An 18,384-nucleotide genomic window follows, 5' to 3' on the forward strand; every position below is an offset into this window, starting at 1 on the left:
AATGATAAAATTTTTACAAGATGGTAATGGAAAATTTTCTTGGAATAGCATTAGTAATATTTCAAAGAGGAGAAACAATCTTGGTGATGAGATGCCAGTATTTATGTATAGATTATTTCAATATACGCTGCGTGACGAATTGATAGCACGATTTGGTAAAGAAGTTACAATTGATATTTTTCGCAAATCTGGTGAACGTGCTGGTTGTGAATTTGCCCAAAATATATTGGATTTGGCACTTCCATTTAATGAGTTTTTTGCGCAATTGCAAGAGGTTTTGCAAGAAAAGAAAATTGGTATTTTACGAATCGAAAAATTTGATTCTTCAACAGGGCATATAGTTTTAACGATAAGTGAAGATTTAGATTGTTCTGGATTACCGGTTGTAGGTGAAACGGTTTGTAATTATGACGAGGGATTGTTAGCTGGAATATTAAAAAGCTATACAAAAAAATCTTATCAGGTCGTGGAAGTAGATTGTTGGTCAACAGGTTCTAGGGTATGTAGATTTGAAGGGTTTTTAATAAATGAGAAAGAGTAATGAGGAAAATGAGCAGTTCGCGTGATATTCAAAGTTTAACTGAACAATTAAAAAATATCATATTAAATAAACCATTATTAACAATAGAAAAGGTTAAATCACCTAAACTTGACAGAATACAAGAGATGGTTACTTACTTAGGACAGTGTTTGAGTGAATCAAATGAATTTTTGCAACAATTATCTATAGGAAATTTAGAGGCAAAGGTGCCAAATCGGTATAATTTTTTAGCAAGTGGATTAAAAGAAATTCATGCAGGATTAAGACACTTAAGCTGGCAAGCTACCCAAGTAGCAAAAGGTGATTATAAACAGCGTGTGAAATTTCTGGGTGATTTTTCTACAGCTTTTAATTCTATGATAGAGCAATTGGAGGAACGAGAAAAAAGATTGAAAGATAAAACTGTAGCTTTAGAGCAGTCAAGAAATCTTTTAATATCAATTATCAATGGGATTGAAGAGTGGATTGTTGTTATTGATAAAGTGGAGAAGAAAGTAATCTATTCTAATCAAGCTGTACGATGTTTAGGTTGTGATGTTAAAAATAATCGAAATTTTTGTGGATACACTTGTGGAGTCATTGAAAAATTAATTGACAAAATGTCCAAAGATGAAAATGATGTAATCGAATTGGAATGTGAATATAATGCAAAATTTGTGGAAGCAAAAGCATATCCTATTGAGTGGAATGAAGTTGCTGCTTGTGCATACTTAATTAGGGATATTACAAATCGCAAACGAGAGCAGGAAGAAATGGAAAATGCCGTTTTTAAAGATGAATTGACGGGCGTTTATAATCGTAGATACTGCATGAAATTATTAAGTGAATTACAACAAGGACACAAAGGGTTTTCAGTTTGTTTTATAGATTTAGATGGACTTAAATATGTTAATGATAATTTTGGACATCATACTGGTGATCGATATATAAAGTTTGTTGCAAAAGAATTTTTTGAGCATACGCGAGATTCTGACCGATTATGCAGAATTGGTGGGGATGAATTTATCGTACTTTTCCCTAATTGCACACCAAAAAAAATTCGAGGGAAATTAGCTGAATTGTATGAAAAAATTTCACATAAAGATACAGAGTATCCTATGTCAATTAGTTATGGTCTTATTTATATTTGTAAAGATAATCAATTGTTGCCGCAAGAAATTTTGGCAAAGGCGGATAAAAAAATGTATCATTGGAAGAACCGAAAGAAAAATAGGAAAATGATATAAAAAAAGTATATGTTCATTCATGAAGGTTTTTTATTTTGATTTCATTGATAAAAATCTAAATTATTAAATGATAGATATACTAAAAATTTGTACTTATAGTCTTCTAGTAATTTACGGATTTATGAGGACATAACTAGTAATTGATAAATGAATAGGCTATAATATTATACTGAAGGAATAGCAGAGTAAACATTTGTGCGTTAAGTGTCAGATGAACGGGGAGTTGTCACTGAACGAAAAACTTAAGTTAAGTTTGCGGTACAAATGTTGCATCCCGCTGCTGCATAGAAAGGAACTCCTCTATATGTAGCAACGATGTGTTGATGAATTTATCAACATAAATTTCATATGGAGGTGTATTTTTTTGCAAAAAAACAAAAAGACAGAGGTTATTGTTTTTGCTGGCGTCTTTATCGCTTTGACGATTATTTTTACTCATGTTTTTGCTATTCAAACTATTTTTATGCGGGTGAGCTTTGGATTTTTACCGATTGCTTTATTTGCAATGAAGTTTGGTCGTTGGCAGGGAGCTGTTATGGCTGCTATTGCTGATGTATTGGGGGGCGTGATTTTCTTCCCAGGATTATTCTTCCCTGGATTTACAGTGAGTGCATTTTGCACAGGATGGATTTTTGGACATTTTTTTTATGAGAAAAAAATCTCTTTCAGCCATATTCTTATTACGGTTACATTGATTACTTTATTCGTTGATTTAGGGCTGAATACAGTTTGGCTTGCTTTGTTATACAATAAAGCTGCTGCTACTTTTTTTGTTAGTCGCCTGCTTAAAGCAATCGTGTTCTTACCAATAGAGGCTTGTTTAATTCATATCATGTATAAGCAGGTTGGACACTTTACTTTATTTCAGAGGCAAGTTTGAATACTGGTTTGTCAATAGGATAAAACTATGGTAATATCAATAACGATAACGAAAAACCTATAGATGAATGGAGAATGAAAAGTTTATGAGTGATTTCCCAAATTGTCCAAAATGTAATTCTGAATTTACGTATGAAGATAGAGGACTTTTTATTTGTCCCGAATGTGCACATGAATGGAATGACATGGATACTTCTGCGGAAAATGATGAAAATGTAATAAAAGATGCGAATGGAAATGTTCTGCAGGATGGTGACACAGTAACAGTAATTAAAGATTTAAAAGTAAAAGGTACTTCCTCTGTTGTGAAGATGGGGACAAAAGTAAAATCAATTCGTTTAGTATTTGAAGGTGACCACAATATTGATTGCAAAATTGATGGAATTGGTGCAATGAAATTGAAATCTGAGTTTGTGAAAAAGATTTAAATATATATTTGACATAAACTTTGTAAGTATGATATATTGCGTCATAGAACATATTAATTCCTGTGAGGGAGTAGTTTGCAGCAAGAGCTGTGGTAATGCCAACATCATGATGAAAATCTGGTATTATCTTAAAAAACGAGACTCATGGACAATGACTATTTTAGTCAGCGTCTATGAGTCTTTTATTTTGAAGGGAAGAAATTATGATTTATTTATTTTATTTAATTGTAGCAGCAGGAGTGGTTTATTTATCGCAAAAAGCTTCAGAGTATGTGGATTTAATTGATAAGACAACGAAACTTTCGGGGGCTTTTATTGGCGGGATTATGTTATCGGCAGTTACTTCATTGCCAGAACTTTTTACAAGTGTTTCAGCTACCCTTTTCTTGAATAAGCCTGGATTATGTATGGGAAATATTTTAGGCAGCAATTTATTTAATTTGGCTGTTTTAGGTAGCCTAATTTTGATTTTTTTAAAATCTTTTTGCAAAGCGAGGATTTCATCAGGCCATTTAGCTGTTACATTTTCAACGACATTGATTTATATAGCGATAATGTTGAACATGAATCATATATTAAATTTTGAAATCATGACAGTTAGTATTACTTCCTTTATTATATTGGCATTATATTTATTTACATTAAAAAATTTATCGGCAGAAAATGGTGGTAGTGAAGAACAACAACAATTAACTGTTACAGATCTAACGCTAAAACAAATTGTAACAAGATTTATTCTTGTAAGTATAGGGATTATTGTCCTAAGTATTATTATTACCTACATTACGGATGATATTGCAGAGCGTCTTAATTTAGGTGAAGGATTAGCCGGAGCCATCTTTTTAGGAGTAGCAACATCTCTTCCGGAAGTGTCATCCACAATTGCTTTATTTAGAATGAGAAGTTATGACATTGCGATTGGTAATATTATAGGCAGCAACATTTTTAATTTCTTGGTATTATGCATTGCTGATATACTATATATTGGACAAGGAATCTATGATTTTTCTGATCCAAAAACTTTAAGTCTACTTGTCTATGGTGCTGTAGCTACACCATTATTTATGATTTTATTAAAAGCTAGAAATAAAACAACACAAGTTCTTTGCCCGTTTGCTATGGTGGTTTGTTATATAGCATTTTTATTGTAATTGAATGAACCCCGTAATTTTTGCATAGATCATTCCATAAATAAATTTGATGATTAAGAAACTAAAAAATAATTGTTCTCGTTTCTCTAAAGAAAAGGATAGGAATTTAGACCTATTTTTAGTATAATGAAATTAGTAAGAATGAGGAATAAAGTTTAGTTTTAAATTAACTTCTATTGAGCGCAATAGAATGGGGTGACCAGAATGAAAACGAGTAGTGAACGGATAAAAAAAGATATTGGAATAGCTTTTTTGCTTGAATTTTTGATAGGAATAAATTGTTGGTTTTCTGAAGTGTATGTATATGAAGAAATTGCTTATGGGTTGAGTGTGTTGCTTTGCGTTCCGCTGTTTTTTGTTTTAAAACGAATTGTTTTTTTGAGCACATTATCTGATAAAAAAGTCATAGATACTGTAATGGCTGAAAAAGAAGATACTCTTGCAGAGCTACCACTACAGCTGGAAAATGAAAATGTTGATTTATTTTTAGATAAAGTAGTAGAGCATTCAGGGCAATATCAAGAAAAAAGTGAAATTGATGAATGGTTTAAGCTCCATATTAAAAAGGTAAAAGAGAATGAAAAAGAAAATATGGATGAATTTTATGTAGGTAGCAATCGAGAAACTGTAACTGAATTTGAAAAAGAAGTTGGAGAAACTGTAGAGAATGTGTGTGGGGAAGAAATTGAAATACTCTTTAATCAGCACTTATCCAATAGTGAAGCGAACCCAGAGAAAATGGATGACTTATATATAGGGGCTAAACAAGAAGTAGAGGTACAGTCTGAGCAATTAGTTGCAGAACCAGTACAGAATGTATGTAGAGAAGAAGTTGAAGTATTATTTAGTGAGCTTTTGACTAGATTAGATATAGAGCCAGAGAATATGAATGAATGCTTGGCAGATAATAAGCTTGAAGGAATGAGGAGCGAAGAGGTTGCTGTTCATTCGGTAGAGAATATATATGGAGAAGAAATTGAAGTATTGTTTGAAAAGCATGTTCAAACAGAAAAGTTGAACCCAAAGTGCTATGAACAGTATGCGTATTGTGTATGATGGATAAGTAGGCAAGAATTTATGAGAAATAATTATCATAAATTTTTGCCTATTGTTATGTAGTGAAAGAAACATTCGGTGACTGAGAGTCAAAGAATTTAGTTCTATTTTTACAGATTATTTATATTGTATTGAATTATCTAATATTCTTTTATAAAATAAGATAAAAGTATGGATAAGTTAAAGTGAGGAGAGAGCAGTGCAGAAGAAAGGGTTAATCTTATTTTCGATAATTGCTGTAATCGTTGGTCTAGTAGCAATTTCAGATGAAAGTTCTAGTCAAGGGCGTTCTGAAAAAACACTAAGTTATGATTATGACAATAATGATGAATATTATGAAAATGACTTTATTAATCCAGATAGCTCGAAAAAGGAAGAAGAAGAAAATGAGGATTCAGATAATGAAAAAGAAAATATGGCAGGGATGATTTTGTAAGTTTAAAAATAGAAGAAGAATAATAAAAACCAGTAGAATATTCTACTGGTTTTTATTATATGAAAGTTGCTGTATTTTTGTGAATGAATTATACTTATAAGGTAGAAAAATGTAAATTGCTAAAAAACAATATGGCGTTTAGCTTCGATAAAGGGGGATCGTATGAAAGTTATAGGGCTTATTGGCGGTATGAGTTGGGAGAGTACATCAATGTATTATCAAATCATCAATCGCACAATAAAAGAAAACCTAGGAGGATTGCATTCGGCGAAATGTATTCTTTATAGTGTAGATTTTGCTGAAATTGAAGCCTGCCAATCTAGCGGAGATTGGGAAAAATGTGCAGCGATTTTATCGGGTGCAGCGCGGAGCTTAGAACGAGCTGGAGCGGATTGTATCGTAATTTGTACAAATACAATGCATAAGATAGCAAAACAAGTAGAAATGGCTGTAAAAATTCCTTTGTTACATATTGCGACATTAACCGCAAAGGTTTTACTTACTGAAAATATTTGCAAGGTTGCGTTGCTGGGGACAAAATATACAATGGAACAGAATTTTTATAAAGATAAATTAATTGAAAAAAATATACAAGTTTTGATTCCAAATGACATAGATCGAGAATTAGTTCATCGAGTGATTTATGATGAATTATGTTTAGGAAGTATATCGGAAATATCAAGACGAAAAATCCTGAAGATTATTGACAAATTAGCAGCCGCTGGCGCGGAAGGTGTCATTTTAGGGTGTACGGAAATTGGTTTGCTTGTCAAACAAAAGGATACAAGTATAAAATTATTTGATACAACGCAGATTCATGCGCGAAATGCAGCGCTTTATGCGATTGACATGCAAAAATAATATTTTGCTACGGTAAAGATTTTAAATTTGGAGGGAATCGAATTGAAAAAAATAATGGCAGTAATTTTAATGGGTATGATGATTATGATGTTAGGTGGATGTGGTAATTCGTCTGCGCCGAAAACAGGAAAATTACAAGAGCTGACGATTGGAACGATGCCTGATGTTGATTCAATTCCATTCATTATTGCCCAGGAAAAGGGGTATTTTGCTCAAGAGGGATTGACAGTTCAGATTAAACCATTTAAAAGTGCGATGGATCGTGATAGTGCATTACAGAGTGGGAATTTAGATGGAGCAATTTCTGATATGTTAGCGGTAGCTTTTGCTAAAGAGGGTGGATTTAATGTCAAGATTACCTCTTTAACAAATGGAAGTTACAAATTAATTGCTTCACCAAATGAAAAAGCTGAAACTATGGCGGATTTGGCGGGAAAAGATATTGCCGTGTCAAAAAATACAATCATTGAGTATGTAACAGATAAAATCCTTGTAGAAAACAAAATGAATGAGGAACAAATTAATAAAGTTGTTATTCCACAAATTCCGACACGCTTAGAAATGTTGTCAAATGGTAAGTTAGCAGCGGCAACTTTACCAGAACCTATGGCAAGTATTGCAATGAAAAATGGTGGCAAATTAATCAATAGCTCTGATAAATTGGGGATCAATCCGGGGGTTTTGATGTTTACAACAAAGTCGGTTCATGAGAAGAAAGCAGAATTGGAAGCAATGTATAGAGCCTACAATAAAGCGATTGATTACTTGAATAATGAGCCTAAGGAAAAATATATTGATTTATTAATTGAAAAGGGTGGATTCCCACCAAGCGTTAAAGATTCTTTAGTATTGCCAACATATAAAAAGGCAAATAAACCAACTGAAACAGATATAGATTCTTGTATTGCGTGGTTAAAAGGCAAGAATTTAATAAAGCAAATGTATAGCTATCAAGATCTTGTTGATGATACGTTTATTCAGGATTAATCATGCTGGAAATCAAAGACTTATCAGTAACCTATCAGAGTTCAGATGAATCCTATATCGCTTTGCAGAATATTAACTTATCTCTGCCAAGCGGTGGTACTTGTGCCATTATTGGACCATCTGGTTGTGGCAAATCTACCTTACTAAAAGTATTGGCAGGCATTATTACTGATTATGAAGGAACGGTTTTGTTTGATGGAAACCCAATTTTACCATCAAAGCAGAAAATTGGCTTTATTCCGCAAAATTATGGATTATTGCCCTGGAAAAATGTCTATGAAAATATTTGTTTAGGTGTAAAATTAAAAAATCGTCAATTAAAAGTGAATAAAAGCTCCGTAGAATTCATGATGCGACAATTGGGAATTGATGGTTTGGAAAAGCGCTATCCTGGAGAATTAAGTGGTGGGCAGCAGCAACGTGTAAGTTTGGCGCGTTCGTTTTTATTAAAACCAGATTTATTGTTAATGGATGAGCCTTTTTCTGCTTTAGATGCGATAACAAGAGAAGAGATTCAAGATGTGTTCCTAGAGGTTTGGAAAAGGCAAGCAGTTTCTACCATTTTAGTTACACATTATGTAGAAGAAGCAGTTTACTTAGGACAAAAGATTATTATTCTCTCCAGTCACTTGGGGCAGGTGAGCAAGATCATTGATAATCCCTTATTTGGCGGAAAAGATATTCGAAAGGATAAGGGGTTTTTTGAATTAAGTCTATATCTCAGAAATTTTATTAAAAAGGACTGGGCAGATGTTGGGGAATAAAACATGGACATATTATCTTATTGGTATTGTGACTTTTATTGGTTTGTGGCAGATGATTGCTGTTTTAGTTGATTTACCGATTATTCCTTCGCCATTTAAAGTGATGGATAATTTAGTGAATATTTTTATGAAATATATTGCGATTCATGGTTTTTATAGCTTGTGGAGAATTATCGGTGGCGTTTTTTTAGCAATTGTGATTGGTGTCCCAATTGGGCTATGTATGGGATATTTCCCAACATGTGATAAGTTTTTAGCACCACTTGTTTATTTAACTTATCCAATTCCTAAAATCGCACTTATGCCGATTCTCATGTTGATTTTTGGTCTAGGAGAAATATCGAAAGTACTGATGATTTTCTTGATTATTGTATTTCAAGTAATTGTTGCTGTTCGTGATGGAATTAAAAGCATTCCAAAAGAAACATATTATCCGTTGTACTCTTTAGGAGCTGGCTTTTGGGATGTCTGTCGAGAAATTTTAATTGAGGCATCGATGCCAAAATTTTTAACTTCTGTTCGTGTAGCAATGGCGACTTCTATTTCAGTACTTTTTTTTACGGAAACCTTTGGTACGGAATACGGAATGGGCTATTTTATTATGGATGCATGGCTGCGTGTAAATTATCTTGAAATGTATTCGGGAATTGTTGTTTTAAGTTTTATTGGATTATTCTTATTTGCGATGATCGACCTCATTGAAAAGAAAATCTGTCATTGGCAATATAAATAGAAGCTAATATAGAAATAGCAATATTTACTATCAACAAAACGACAAAAAACGACATAATATTTTAAATATTGACAATGGTTTTTCGTGGGAGTACACTTATAATGATATTTATAATCTTTATGAAAGAAGCGTGTATTTTTATGAGATTAAAAAAGTCTATCACCGTTGGATTAGTAATAATGTTGATTTTAGCATTATCGGGGACGATTTGTCTGGCATCAGAAGGTGGTGCAGGGGAAAAAATTCGCATTATGTGTTACGGAGATTCGAATACTTGGGGATTTACGCAGCGTCCAAATGTAAAGCGCTATCCGAGCGATGTACGATGGACTGGGGTATTGCAAAATAATTTAGGGAATGACTATCAAATTATTGAAGAAGGATTAAGTAGCCGTACAGCAGGAATTGATGATTATAAAAATGGATTAAATGAGTATATTCAATACGATATGAACTTTAATGGGCGTCCAACATTATTACCCTTGTTAAAAAGTCATATTCCATTAGATGTTGTGGTGATAATGCTTGGAACGAATGATTTTAAGGTTAAGTTTCGCCAAACACCAGAAATGGTTGCTGAATCTATGGATAAATTAGTAAAACTCGTTACAAATAGCGTTGATCCGGAACAAGAATGGTATGGCTATAGTGTACCGAAAGTCTTAATTGTTGCTCCAACTCCGTTAAATGCGACAAAGGAATCTTTTGCTGCGAATAATGGTCCATCACATGAATTAGCTAAACTGTATGAAAAAGTTGCACAAGCTAATGGAGTAGATTTTTTTGATGCTGGAAAAGTTGTACCAGTTCCAGGGATGAAAGATGGAATTCATTTAACAGCAAATCAGCATAAAATCTTGGGAGATGCACTTACTCAAAAAATAAGATCTATGTTAAACGAATAAAAAATGATTATATAGAATACATAAAAACGACTACAGTAAGCGATTAAATCTAAGTACTGTAGCCGTTTTTTATTTATAGGGATAAATACTTTATTCTGAGAATATGATTTATTTTATATTTACTACCTCAATATCATAGCCATTAATATAATAGTCACTATCGTTATAGCCATAGGTTTCGCCATGGTAACCGTAATAATCACCAAAGTTAGCACGGTCAGCAAATACTGTGTTGATTGCCTGAATTACTTCATCTATATCAGCTCTAGATAATCCGATTTGGCTACCGACATCATACCAAGAAACGAAACTTTTTTTGGACATAACGATTTCTAGGTCTGCATTTGCTTTTTGTGATAATGCAGAAGCTAAAGCAACTGCTTTAGGGTGATACTGTTGTTTTAATAAACTCATAACGATTGTTTTATCTACATCGAATAAATTGTGAAGCTGGTTTGCCATTAAAGCATGTTGTCCATACCGAATATGCCAGTCGGTAAGTCCTGCAAGTGACGCAGTGCCATTCCAGTCTCCGGCAATCGTTTTGTATTTAATCACTTGTTCTAAACTCTGGTTTGTTGCTAGCGCGATAAAGGATGCGCGATTAATATCTTGGAAGCTGAAGCCTTCGCTTTGGGCATTGATGATATCGGTTTGACTAACATTATAATCTTCCGCAATGATTTGTGTCGGAGATTGATTCGCAAAAGAAATGGAAGAAAAGATAAGCAAAAAGATTGATAGTAATGTTAGAAATCTAATTTTGTTCATATAAATCCTCCTGTAAGTTATTATTATATTTAGTGTAAATTTAACATTGAATTGCTGATATTGTCAATTTGTTTATTTTGGCAAAATGTAGATAAGTTTATTCTGGGGAATAATTGCGTAGTATTTTGGATTGTTTAGAAAATCTGAAAATAATATAATGGATATAATAAAACTAAAAAATGAAGAGAGGGAGGCATTATAAAGGAGGTAATATCTTTAGTGCTCATAGTAGTCATTAATTGAAGAGTATCAAGATCAATTGTCTGAACGTTTTAGGAAGTGTAGCTTTCAGATGGAGTAAAAGCTCATCTGAATCAAGTATCATTTTATTAATGGTTAGAAAGTAGGAGATTATGATTCATTATCAAGATTGTATTCTAGTTACGGATATGGATGGGACTTTACTCAATAGTAACAGCAAAATATCAGAAAAAAATTGTAAGGCAATTGAGTTTTTTAAAATGCATGGAGGAAAATTTGCCATTGCAACTGGGAGGACAGAAAAATCTGTTGCAACATTCTTTAAACAAGCAAAACCAAATGCACCTTGCATTTTTTATAATGGTGCAGTCCTTTATGATTGGGATGAACAAAAGTTTTTAAAGATGCAAAATGTAAAAAGTAAAGAATTGATAGAATTTTTAGAAGACTGTATGGAGATATATCCCACGCTTTGTATTCGTGTATATACGCCAGATAAAAATTACATCGTTACAGGAGAGAAATCTTTAAATCGTTTTGTAGTAGGAAGCACAATGGAGTTTATTTTTGCCAATTTATCAGAAATATTAAATAAAAGCTGGTTAAAAGTGCTGCTCGCAGAGGAAAGAGATATTTTAGAAACCTGTAAAGCAAAGTTGAATAAATATCATCTAGAAGATACAACAAATCACTTTTTTTCGGCTGATTATTATTTTGAATTTGTTGATAAAGGTGTATCGAAAGGTGCAATGGTAAAGATGATGAAATCATTAAATGAATTTGAAGGTAAAATTGTATTTGCCACCGGGGATTTTCATAATGATATTGAAATGCTGCAAGTTGCTGATGTTGGCATAGCTCCTGCAAATGCCGAGCCAGAAGTAAAAGCTGTAGCTGATATGATTTCAGTAACAAATGATAATGATTTAATACATCAGATTATTTATCATATCATACCGGATTATTTCAATAAAAGGATGAAAGGTCAATAAAAATTTTCGGATAACCTATCTTTCTTGCTTAATTATAGAAATTTGAACTTTAAATATTGAATATAGAATATTGTCGTTTTTTGAATAAATAACGACAATTTTATATAAAATGGTAGAATTTTATAGGAAAAGTTTAGTATAATTAATTATATAAATTTATATAAGATTGTATAAAATAATATAAGCAAGAAGGTGAACGAAATGAAGGGGAATTTAGAAAATACAAGTTCATTCTATATAAATGTAGAGAACCGTAATATGTATCAATATTTAAATTTAATGCCGATTGCATTTACGGCTATACGAGTTATTGTTGATGAAGTCGGAGCGCCGATTGACTTTATTTGCGAGTTTGCAAATAAAGAATTTGCTATCTTAGAAAATAAGAACTTAAAGGAAATTATCGGGAAGTCATTTTATGAAATATCCCCTGATGTTTCACAAAAATGGTTAAGAGGCTGTTGGGAAGTCGCTTATAAAGGGATAATAAGAGAATGGAAGGATTATAGTTCAGGGCTTGGAAAATATTTATCCATTTATTGCTATCAGCCGAAAAAAGGTTTGTGTGCATGCATCATAAGAGATATAACGCATGATGTTGATATAGCAAATGAATTAAAATATTTGTCTGAATATGATGATTTAACTTGTATCTATAATAAAAGAAGTTTTTATGAAAAAACACATGACTTGATAATGAACAATTTTGATACGCAATATGTAGTTGGTAGAATTGATATAGAAAAATTTAAGATTGTTAATGATGTTTTTGGAGCGGAAGAAGGCGATCTTTTACTAAAATATCTTGCAACAAAGATTAAACATTACGTGCAGGATTTTGGTACATATGGTAGATTGGATGCGGATATTTTTGCGGTATGTTTTCCTTGGTCGCTAAATAATGTAGAACGGTTTGTCAATTATATGCAAACACAGGTAAAGGAATATCCACTTGACTTTGATGTGATTCCTTGTTTTGGTTTTTATATTGTTGACGTTGTGACTTTGCCAGTGGATATTATGTGCGATCGAGCAAACCTAGCGTTGCGCACAATTAAAGGGAATTATGTAAAAAGCTACGCTATATACGATGATAGATTGCGGAGAAGTCTGATAGAGGAGCAATCTATTGTCAGTCAGATGAATAGTGCTTTGGAGTCTGGTCAATTTGAGTTTTATTTGCAACCTAAATGCAGCATTGATACAGGCAATATTGTCGGCGCGGAAGCATTAGTGCGTTGGCGGCATCCGATGAAAGGCTTAATTTCGCCAGGAAAATTTATTCCTGTTTTTGAGAAGAATGGCTTTATTTTAAAATTGGATGTGTATATATGGGAATCTGTATGTAAGTTGTTGCGGCAATGGATAGATGAAGGGCGTCAGCCAATGCCGATATCGGTAAATGTATCTAGAATTAATTTGTATAATCCAAAGCTATGTGATATCTTAATTGGTTTGGTTGAGAAGTATCAATTAGAACCTTATCTATTAGAGTTAGAACTAACAGAAAGTGCCTATACAGAGAATGAGAAGCTATTGGTTTCTATTATTGAAAGATTAAGAGGATATGGTTTTCGAATATTGATGGATGATTTTGGAAGTGGATATTCGTCCTTAAATATTTTAAAAAACTTGCCAGTTGATGTGTTGAAAATTGATTTACATTTTCTTGGCGGCAGTGATAAATTTAATCGAGGGGGGAATATACTTACTTCGGTTGTTCGTATGGCAAAGTGGATGGCGCTTCCTGTTATTGTTGAAGGGGTAGAAACGCGTGAACAAGTGGATTTCCTCTGCAGTATTGCTTGTACAACAGCACAGGGGTATTATTTCTCGCCGCCGATTCCAGTACTTGATTATGAAAAAATGTTGGATTCTTTAGTGAAATGTAATGAAAATTTAAGTATAACGTTTGAAACAGATATACAATTAAAGGATTTTTGGGATCAGAATTCTGGGAAAAATGTATTATTCAATACGTTAATTGGGGCAGTAGCAATTTATGAGCTCTGTCAGGATAATCTTGAAATGTTGCGTGCAAATGACGACTATTTTAAAATGGTAGAATGGTCAAGAGAGGACTTTTTTGCCAAAAGTCATAAAATGCTCGACTATATTCATCATGAGGATCGAAAGCGTATTTTAAAAATATTTTATGAAGCTGTAGGAAGGCGTGAAATTTTAACTTGTAAATTTCGTCGGTTTATATCAGAGGACAAGTATATTTCGATATATGCCAAAATAAGATTTATCGCAGGCAGTCATGACAGGTTTCTATTTTTTGCAGCTATGGAAAAAACATCAGAGGTTTTTTAGTGAAAGACATTCTTGCGTATTTTTCTTAAATAATATATAATAATTTATAGATATTTTACTATAGACGAATAAAGAAAAAGAATGCAAAGGCGCATTTTCCTAAAATATATCTTATTATATTTGCTAGGATTATTGCGCCTTTTTTGCGTGGAAATTTAAATTCTGTTATTTAGATATTAAAATTTTCAGAAATGTATTCGAATTTATTGATTTATAAATATTAAGTTTTTATGCATAAAAAGGAATAATATTAGCTATTTGAGAAAAGAAGCTTTTTATATTTAAGTTTCGAATTGATTATTTTAATGGAATTTAAAGAGGGATAAATTTGAGAAGAAAATAAGTGAAGGTAATTTAACTGGAGGGGATTTGATCTAACTTTGACTATAATTAAGATTTTTGAAGAATTTGCACTTTTTATTAAATTCACCTCAATAAAAAGTGCTAGTAGATGCACTACTTTTGATGTATAATTATTTTTATAAAAATACATAAAATATTTTATGAAAGAGGGGAAAGTTGTAATGAGATTAAATCGAATGAGTAAGTTATGGGTGCTTTCTTTAGTTCTAGTTTTTGTTGTTTCAATGATTGCCGGATGTGGTGGAGATAATAAATCTGCTGAGAAGCAATTTATAAATATCGCAACTGGTGGTACAGCTGGGACGTATTATCCGTTAGGTGGTGCAGTAGCTGAAATTTTAAATAAAAATATCCCGGGGATGAATGCAAGTGCACAAAGTACTGGTGCTACTGTAGCAAATATTAATATGTTAAAAGAAGGCACCGTTGAGTTGGCATTTGTTCAAAATGATATTGTTTATTATGCAGCAAATGGAATTGAGATGTTTAAGGACAAAAAGGTTGACACATTAAAAGGGATTACTACTTTGTATCCGGAAACAGTGCAAATTGTTACGCTTGAATCAAGTGGAATAAAAAATGTTAGTGAATTAAAAGGTAAACGTGTAGCAGTTGGTGCAGCTGGAAGCGGTGTTGAAGCAAATGCACGTCAGATTTTAGAAGCTTATAGTATTACATATAATGATATCAATGTTCAGTATCTATCTTTTGCTGAAGCAGCAAGCGCATTAAAAGATGGTAACGTTGATGTTGCATTCGTAACTGCAGGCTTTCCAACAGCAGCAGTACAGGACATTGCCTCTCAAAATCAAGTTAGATTATTACCTGTAGATGCAGCAAAAGCTGATGAAATGATTAAAAAATATCCGTTTTATACAAAAACAATAATTCCGGCAGATACCTATGCTGGCTTAGCAACAGATACGCCAGCAGTTGCTGTAATGGCAATGCTTGTAGTGAATGAAAAAGTGAGTCCGGAACTTGGGTATGACATTACAAAAGCAATTTTTAGTAACTTGGAAAGACTACAATCTTCACATAGCGTAGGTAAAATGATTACTAAAGAAGGTGCCCGTCAAGGGATGCCAATTGAGCTTAATGCTGGCGCTGAAAAATTCTTTAAAGAATAATCCTAGATTAATTCAAGGATTCATGCAAGGAGGATACCGGGTGTCGTTATGGCATCCGGTTTTTTACCAATATGAAGTTAAAAGATAAGAAACTTATTGTTATTGTAGTTATCCTTGGCATATTTTTCTGTTATTTGCTAAGCCGCCCATATTTATTTGTTTGTACGGATGCAAATACACTTTTGGCTTTTCCAACGCAGAAAGAAGATGTGATTTCCATATGGTTTGTTCACTCAGTGCAAAAGACGCCTGTGCTTGAAAATTTGGCGGTTAATAAATCGTGTGATGGATTTACTTTACAATCAACAAAATATCAGTCCTTTGGTGTTGGGTTACCTTTTTTGCCTGATGAAGGTGAATTTAAACAAGTTGGTAAATATTTTATCTTGGATAATATCAATCGTCGCTTTAAAACGGTTGATTTGAGAACTGGTTTAGGTACAGAGCTCACTTTAATTTATCATGAAAAAAAATACCCGATTTATCATGAATTACCTTTAGGTTGTAAGGTTGAATTAAAGGTTTTGCCTTACTATAGGTATTATTTAGATCGATTGATGAATCTTTAAATAAGGTCATAAAAAGAAGAGGAGGCCGAACGATGAAAGAAAAATCAGCAGAAGAAATGCTAAGAGATCTAGAACCAGAATCTGATATACGTGAATATAAAGGATTTATGGCAAAAGTTATCTCGGCAATTGCAATTACATTTTCAATATTTCAATTATATACCGCTATTTATGGCGTTTTAGATGCGCAATTACAAAGAGCTGTTCATCTAGGATTTGGTTTAGCCTTGATTTATTTGCTATATCCAACTTGTAAATCATGGTCACGAAACAAATTACATCCATTAGATTTTATTTTATCTATTTTAGGTGCGGCAGCACCAGCATATATTTTAATTTCTTATAACGAATTAGTACTTAGAGCAGGTGCGATTAATAATACTGACATGTTTGTTGGTTGTTTAGGTGTTTTACTTGTTATTGAGGCCACACGGCGTGTGGTTGGAATTCCAATGGTGTTGGTCGCATTGATATTTTTAGCTTATGCATTTGTCGGACCCTATGCACCGGGAATACTTGCTCATAGAGGGCTATCACTTAAAGAATTGATTGGACATTTATATTTTACAACAGAAGGTATCTTCGGTATTCCATTAGGAGTTTCCTCGACATTTATCTTTTTGTTCATTTTATTTGGGGCATATTTAGAAGCTACAGGTCTTGGAAAATTCTTCATTGATATTGCAAATGCAATTGCAGGATGGGCAAGCGGCGGCCCTGCGAAAGTGGCTGTTCTTTCTAGTGGACTTATGGGAACAGTATCAGGTAGTTCAGTAGCTAATGTTGCAGGTACGGGTAGCTTTACAATTCCGATGATGAAGAAGCTTGGGTATCATAAAGACTTTGCTGGAGCGGTAGAAGCAGCAGCTTCTACTGGCGGACAGTTAATGCCCCCAGTTATGGGTGCAGCGGCATTTTTAATGGCGGAATTTGTTGGTGTGCCATTTTTGGAAATCGTTAAAGCGGCTACAATTCCTGCTTGTTTATATTTTGCTGGTGTATGGATTGGCGTCCATTTAGAAGCAAAACGCAATAATTTAAAAGGAATTCCACGCGATCAATTACCGAAGGCCTGGATTTTATTTAAAGAACGCGGTCATTTAGCAATTCCATTGATTGTTATTATTTATTTGTTGGTATCTGGTTATACACCAATGAAGGCAGCTTTGTGGGCAATTTTCTTGTCTATTGCGGTCTCTATGCTTAGAAAGTCAACGCGAATGAAGCCGATTGAGATTGTTCGGGGCTTAGAAAAGGGAGCAAAAGGTGTGCTTGGTGTACTTGTTGCTTGTGCATCTGCCGGGATTATTATCGGTGTAGTAACGAAAACGGGTGTTGGATTAAAACTGGCTTCTGCACTGCTAGACTTGTCAGGCGGGTTATTACTACCAACAATGTTCTTTACAATGTTAACCGCAATTATATTGGGTATGGGTGTACCAACGACGGCGAATTATGTTATCACATCCACGATTGCAGCGCCTGCATTAGTGCAAATGGGAATTCCGATATTAGCTGCGCACATGTTCGTTTTCTATTTTGGTATCATTGCAGATGTAACGCCTCCAGTTGCCTTAGCCGCGTATGCAGGCTCGGCAATTAGTGGCGGCAATGCCTTAAAAACGGGAGTCAATGCATCGAAATTGGCAATCGCAGCATTCCTGATTCCCTATATTTTCGTGGCTTCTCCTGTGCTATTAATGATTGATGCAACGCCTGGTGCCTTAATATGGGCAACATTTACTGCACTTGTTGGCATGATTGGTTTATCTGCTGCCATGATTGGTTATCTAATTGCGCCAATTCATCCAATTATGCGTGTGCTATTCTTTGTAGGTGGACTTATGATGGTGGATCCAGCTTCTATTACTGATTTTATCGGAGCAGCAATTTTAATTGTATGTATGATTTTACAATATTATAAGAAGAGAAAAATAAACCAACAAGCATTAAATATTTAACTTTAAACTGATTTAAGAATAATTGAGACTAGGATTACTTCGAAAATAGAGCAAGAAATTCTTTTGGAAAGAATTTTCTTGCTCTATTTTTATAATGAAAAAAGCCTATTGAAG

The 18,384-nt window shown here is 33.4% G+C and carries 18 protein-coding genes and 1 riboswitch; of the genes, 17 read left to right on the forward strand and 1 reads right to left on the reverse strand.

What is annotated here, in order from left to right; genetic code table 11:
- Nucleotide 1: 1 nt before the first annotated feature.
- From P3F81_RS02155 to P3F81_RS02210, 12 genes are all read left to right on the forward strand, one after another.
- A complete protein-coding gene (locus P3F81_RS02155; RefSeq protein WP_147666764.1) occupies nt 2-541 on the forward strand; it encodes a V4R domain-containing protein in 540 nt (179 codons plus the stop codon).
- Nucleotides 542-549: 8 nt separating this feature from the next.
- Entirely contained in the window at nt 550-1,767 is a 1,218-nt protein-coding gene (locus P3F81_RS02160) for a sensor domain-containing diguanylate cyclase (protein WP_309320582.1), read from the forward strand.
- Between the two features lie 179 nt (nt 1,768-1,946).
- A riboswitch (THF riboswitch) is annotated at nt 1,947-2,049 on the forward strand.
- 82 nt (nt 2,050-2,131) lie between these two features.
- Nucleotides 2,132-2,647 (forward strand): folate family ECF transporter S component, encoded by a 516-nt coding sequence (locus tag P3F81_RS02165; protein ID WP_147666760.1) that lies wholly within the window; start codon nt 2,132-2,134, stop codon nt 2,645-2,647.
- A gap of 85 nt (nt 2,648-2,732) precedes the next feature.
- The gene (locus P3F81_RS02170; protein ID WP_147666758.1) at nt 2,733-3,074 is read left to right on the forward strand and encodes a zinc ribbon domain-containing protein YjdM; all 342 of its coding nucleotides are present in this window, start codon (nt 2,733-2,735) and stop codon (nt 3,072-3,074) included.
- Between the two features lie 203 nt (nt 3,075-3,277).
- Nucleotides 3,278-4,225 (forward strand): sodium:calcium antiporter, encoded by a 948-nt coding sequence (locus P3F81_RS02175; protein WP_147666756.1) that lies wholly within the window; start codon nt 3,278-3,280, stop codon nt 4,223-4,225.
- A gap of 204 nt (nt 4,226-4,429) precedes the next feature.
- Nucleotides 4,430-5,281: a hypothetical protein gene (locus P3F81_RS02180; RefSeq protein WP_147666754.1), complete on the forward strand. Its 852-nt coding sequence runs from the start codon at nt 4,430-4,432 to the stop codon at nt 5,279-5,281.
- A 199-nt stretch (nt 5,282-5,480) separates the two neighbouring features.
- Nucleotides 5,481-5,717: a hypothetical protein gene (locus P3F81_RS02185; protein ID WP_147666752.1), complete on the forward strand. Its 237-nt coding sequence runs from the start codon at nt 5,481-5,483 to the stop codon at nt 5,715-5,717.
- Between the two features lie 162 nt (nt 5,718-5,879).
- Nucleotides 5,880-6,578, forward strand: coding sequence for an aspartate/glutamate racemase family protein (locus tag P3F81_RS02190; protein ID WP_147666750.1), 699 nt, complete (start codon nt 5,880-5,882; stop codon nt 6,576-6,578).
- A 42-nt stretch (nt 6,579-6,620) separates the two neighbouring features.
- Entirely contained in the window at nt 6,621-7,565 is a 945-nt protein-coding gene (locus P3F81_RS02195) for an ABC transporter substrate-binding protein (protein ID WP_147666748.1), read from the forward strand.
- A gap of 2 nt (nt 7,566-7,567) precedes the next feature.
- Nucleotides 7,568-8,329 carry an ABC transporter ATP-binding protein gene (locus P3F81_RS02200; RefSeq protein WP_147666746.1) on the forward strand — a complete coding sequence of 254 codons (762 nt, stop codon included), beginning with the start codon at nt 7,568-7,570 and terminating at the stop codon, nt 8,327-8,329.
- The gene (locus tag P3F81_RS02205; protein WP_147666744.1) at nt 8,316-9,062 is read left to right on the forward strand and encodes an ABC transporter permease; all 747 of its coding nucleotides are present in this window, start codon (nt 8,316-8,318) and stop codon (nt 9,060-9,062) included. The genes P3F81_RS02200 and P3F81_RS02205 overlap by 14 nt, the downstream gene beginning before the upstream one ends.
- Nucleotides 9,063-9,163: 101 nt before the next feature.
- Nucleotides 9,164-9,967, forward strand: coding sequence for a GDSL-type esterase/lipase family protein (locus P3F81_RS02210; protein ID WP_309320583.1), 804 nt, complete (start codon nt 9,164-9,166; stop codon nt 9,965-9,967).
- A gap of 108 nt (nt 9,968-10,075) precedes the next feature.
- Here P3F81_RS02210 and P3F81_RS02215 read toward each other — a convergent pair whose 3' ends face one another.
- Nucleotides 10,076-10,738 (reverse strand): hypothetical protein, encoded by a 663-nt coding sequence (locus P3F81_RS02215; protein ID WP_147666740.1) that lies wholly within the window; start codon nt 10,736-10,738, stop codon nt 10,076-10,078.
- Nucleotides 10,739-11,091: 353 nt separating this feature from the next.
- Here P3F81_RS02215 and P3F81_RS02220 point away from each other — a divergent pair, with 353 nt between their 5' ends.
- The 5 genes from P3F81_RS02220 to P3F81_RS02240 all read left to right on the forward strand — a co-directional run bounded on the left by P3F81_RS02220 (nt 11,092) and on the right by P3F81_RS02240 (nt 18,270).
- The gene (locus tag P3F81_RS02220) at nt 11,092-11,931 is read left to right on the forward strand and encodes a Cof-type HAD-IIB family hydrolase (RefSeq protein ID WP_147666738.1); all 840 of its coding nucleotides are present in this window, start codon (nt 11,092-11,094) and stop codon (nt 11,929-11,931) included.
- Nucleotides 11,932-12,132: 201 nt separating this feature from the next.
- Complete coding sequence (locus tag P3F81_RS02225; RefSeq protein ID WP_147666736.1) at nt 12,133-14,247, forward strand: EAL domain-containing protein; 2,115 nt, start codon at nt 12,133-12,135, stop codon at nt 14,245-14,247.
- Nucleotides 14,248-14,786: 539 nt separating this feature from the next.
- Nucleotides 14,787-15,740 carry a TAXI family TRAP transporter solute-binding subunit gene (locus P3F81_RS02230; RefSeq protein WP_434064764.1) on the forward strand — a complete coding sequence of 318 codons (954 nt, stop codon included), beginning with the start codon at nt 14,787-14,789 and terminating at the stop codon, nt 15,738-15,740.
- A gap of 71 nt (nt 15,741-15,811) precedes the next feature.
- Nucleotides 15,812-16,309 (forward strand): DUF1850 domain-containing protein, encoded by a 498-nt coding sequence (locus P3F81_RS02235; protein WP_147666732.1) that lies wholly within the window; start codon nt 15,812-15,814, stop codon nt 16,307-16,309.
- A gap of 32 nt (nt 16,310-16,341) precedes the next feature.
- Nucleotides 16,342-18,270: a TRAP transporter permease gene (locus P3F81_RS02240; RefSeq protein ID WP_147666730.1), complete on the forward strand. Its 1,929-nt coding sequence runs from the start codon at nt 16,342-16,344 to the stop codon at nt 18,268-18,270.
- The last annotated feature ends 114 nt before the right edge of the window (nt 18,271-18,384 follow it).

Source organism: Selenobaculum gibii, from assembly GCF_030273445.1.
GTDB lineage: Bacteria > Bacillota > Negativicutes > ICN-92133 > ICN-92133 > Selenobaculum > Selenobaculum gibii.

Coding starts and splice junctions, on each gene's coding strand:
- P3F81_RS02210 (WP_309320583.1), top strand. CDS start 9,164: ATGATATTTATAATCTTTATGAAAGAAGCGTGTATTTTTATGAGATTA.
- P3F81_RS02205 (WP_147666744.1), top strand. CDS start 8,316: ATGTTGGGGAATAAAACATGGACATATTATCTTATTGGTATTGTGACT.
- P3F81_RS02190 (WP_147666750.1), top strand. CDS start 5,880: ATGAAAGTTATAGGGCTTATTGGCGGTATGAGTTGGGAGAGTACATCA.
- P3F81_RS02240 (WP_147666730.1), top strand. CDS start 16,342: ATGAAAGAAAAATCAGCAGAAGAAATGCTAAGAGATCTAGAACCAGAA.
- P3F81_RS02225 (WP_147666736.1), top strand. CDS start 12,133: ATGAAGGGGAATTTAGAAAATACAAGTTCATTCTATATAAATGTAGAG.
- P3F81_RS02235 (WP_147666732.1), top strand. CDS start 15,812: ATGAAGTTAAAAGATAAGAAACTTATTGTTATTGTAGTTATCCTTGGC.
- P3F81_RS02200 (WP_147666746.1), top strand. CDS start 7,568: ATGCTGGAAATCAAAGACTTATCAGTAACCTATCAGAGTTCAGATGAA.
- P3F81_RS02155 (WP_147666764.1), top strand. CDS start 2: ATGATAAAATTTTTACAAGATGGTAATGGAAAATTTTCTTGGAATAGC.
- P3F81_RS02220 (WP_147666738.1), top strand. CDS start 11,092: ATGATTCATTATCAAGATTGTATTCTAGTTACGGATATGGATGGGACT.
- P3F81_RS02230 (WP_434064764.1), top strand. CDS start 14,787: ATGAGTAAGTTATGGGTGCTTTCTTTAGTTCTAGTTTTTGTTGTTTCA.
- P3F81_RS02180 (WP_147666754.1), top strand. CDS start 4,430: ATGAAAACGAGTAGTGAACGGATAAAAAAAGATATTGGAATAGCTTTT.
- P3F81_RS02160 (WP_309320582.1), top strand. CDS start 550: ATGAGCAGTTCGCGTGATATTCAAAGTTTAACTGAACAATTAAAAAAT.
- P3F81_RS02175 (WP_147666756.1), top strand. CDS start 3,278: ATGATTTATTTATTTTATTTAATTGTAGCAGCAGGAGTGGTTTATTTA.
- P3F81_RS02215 (WP_147666740.1), bottom strand. CDS start 10,738: ATGAACAAAATTAGATTTCTAACATTACTATCAATCTTTTTGCTTATC.
- P3F81_RS02170 (WP_147666758.1), top strand. CDS start 2,733: ATGAGTGATTTCCCAAATTGTCCAAAATGTAATTCTGAATTTACGTAT.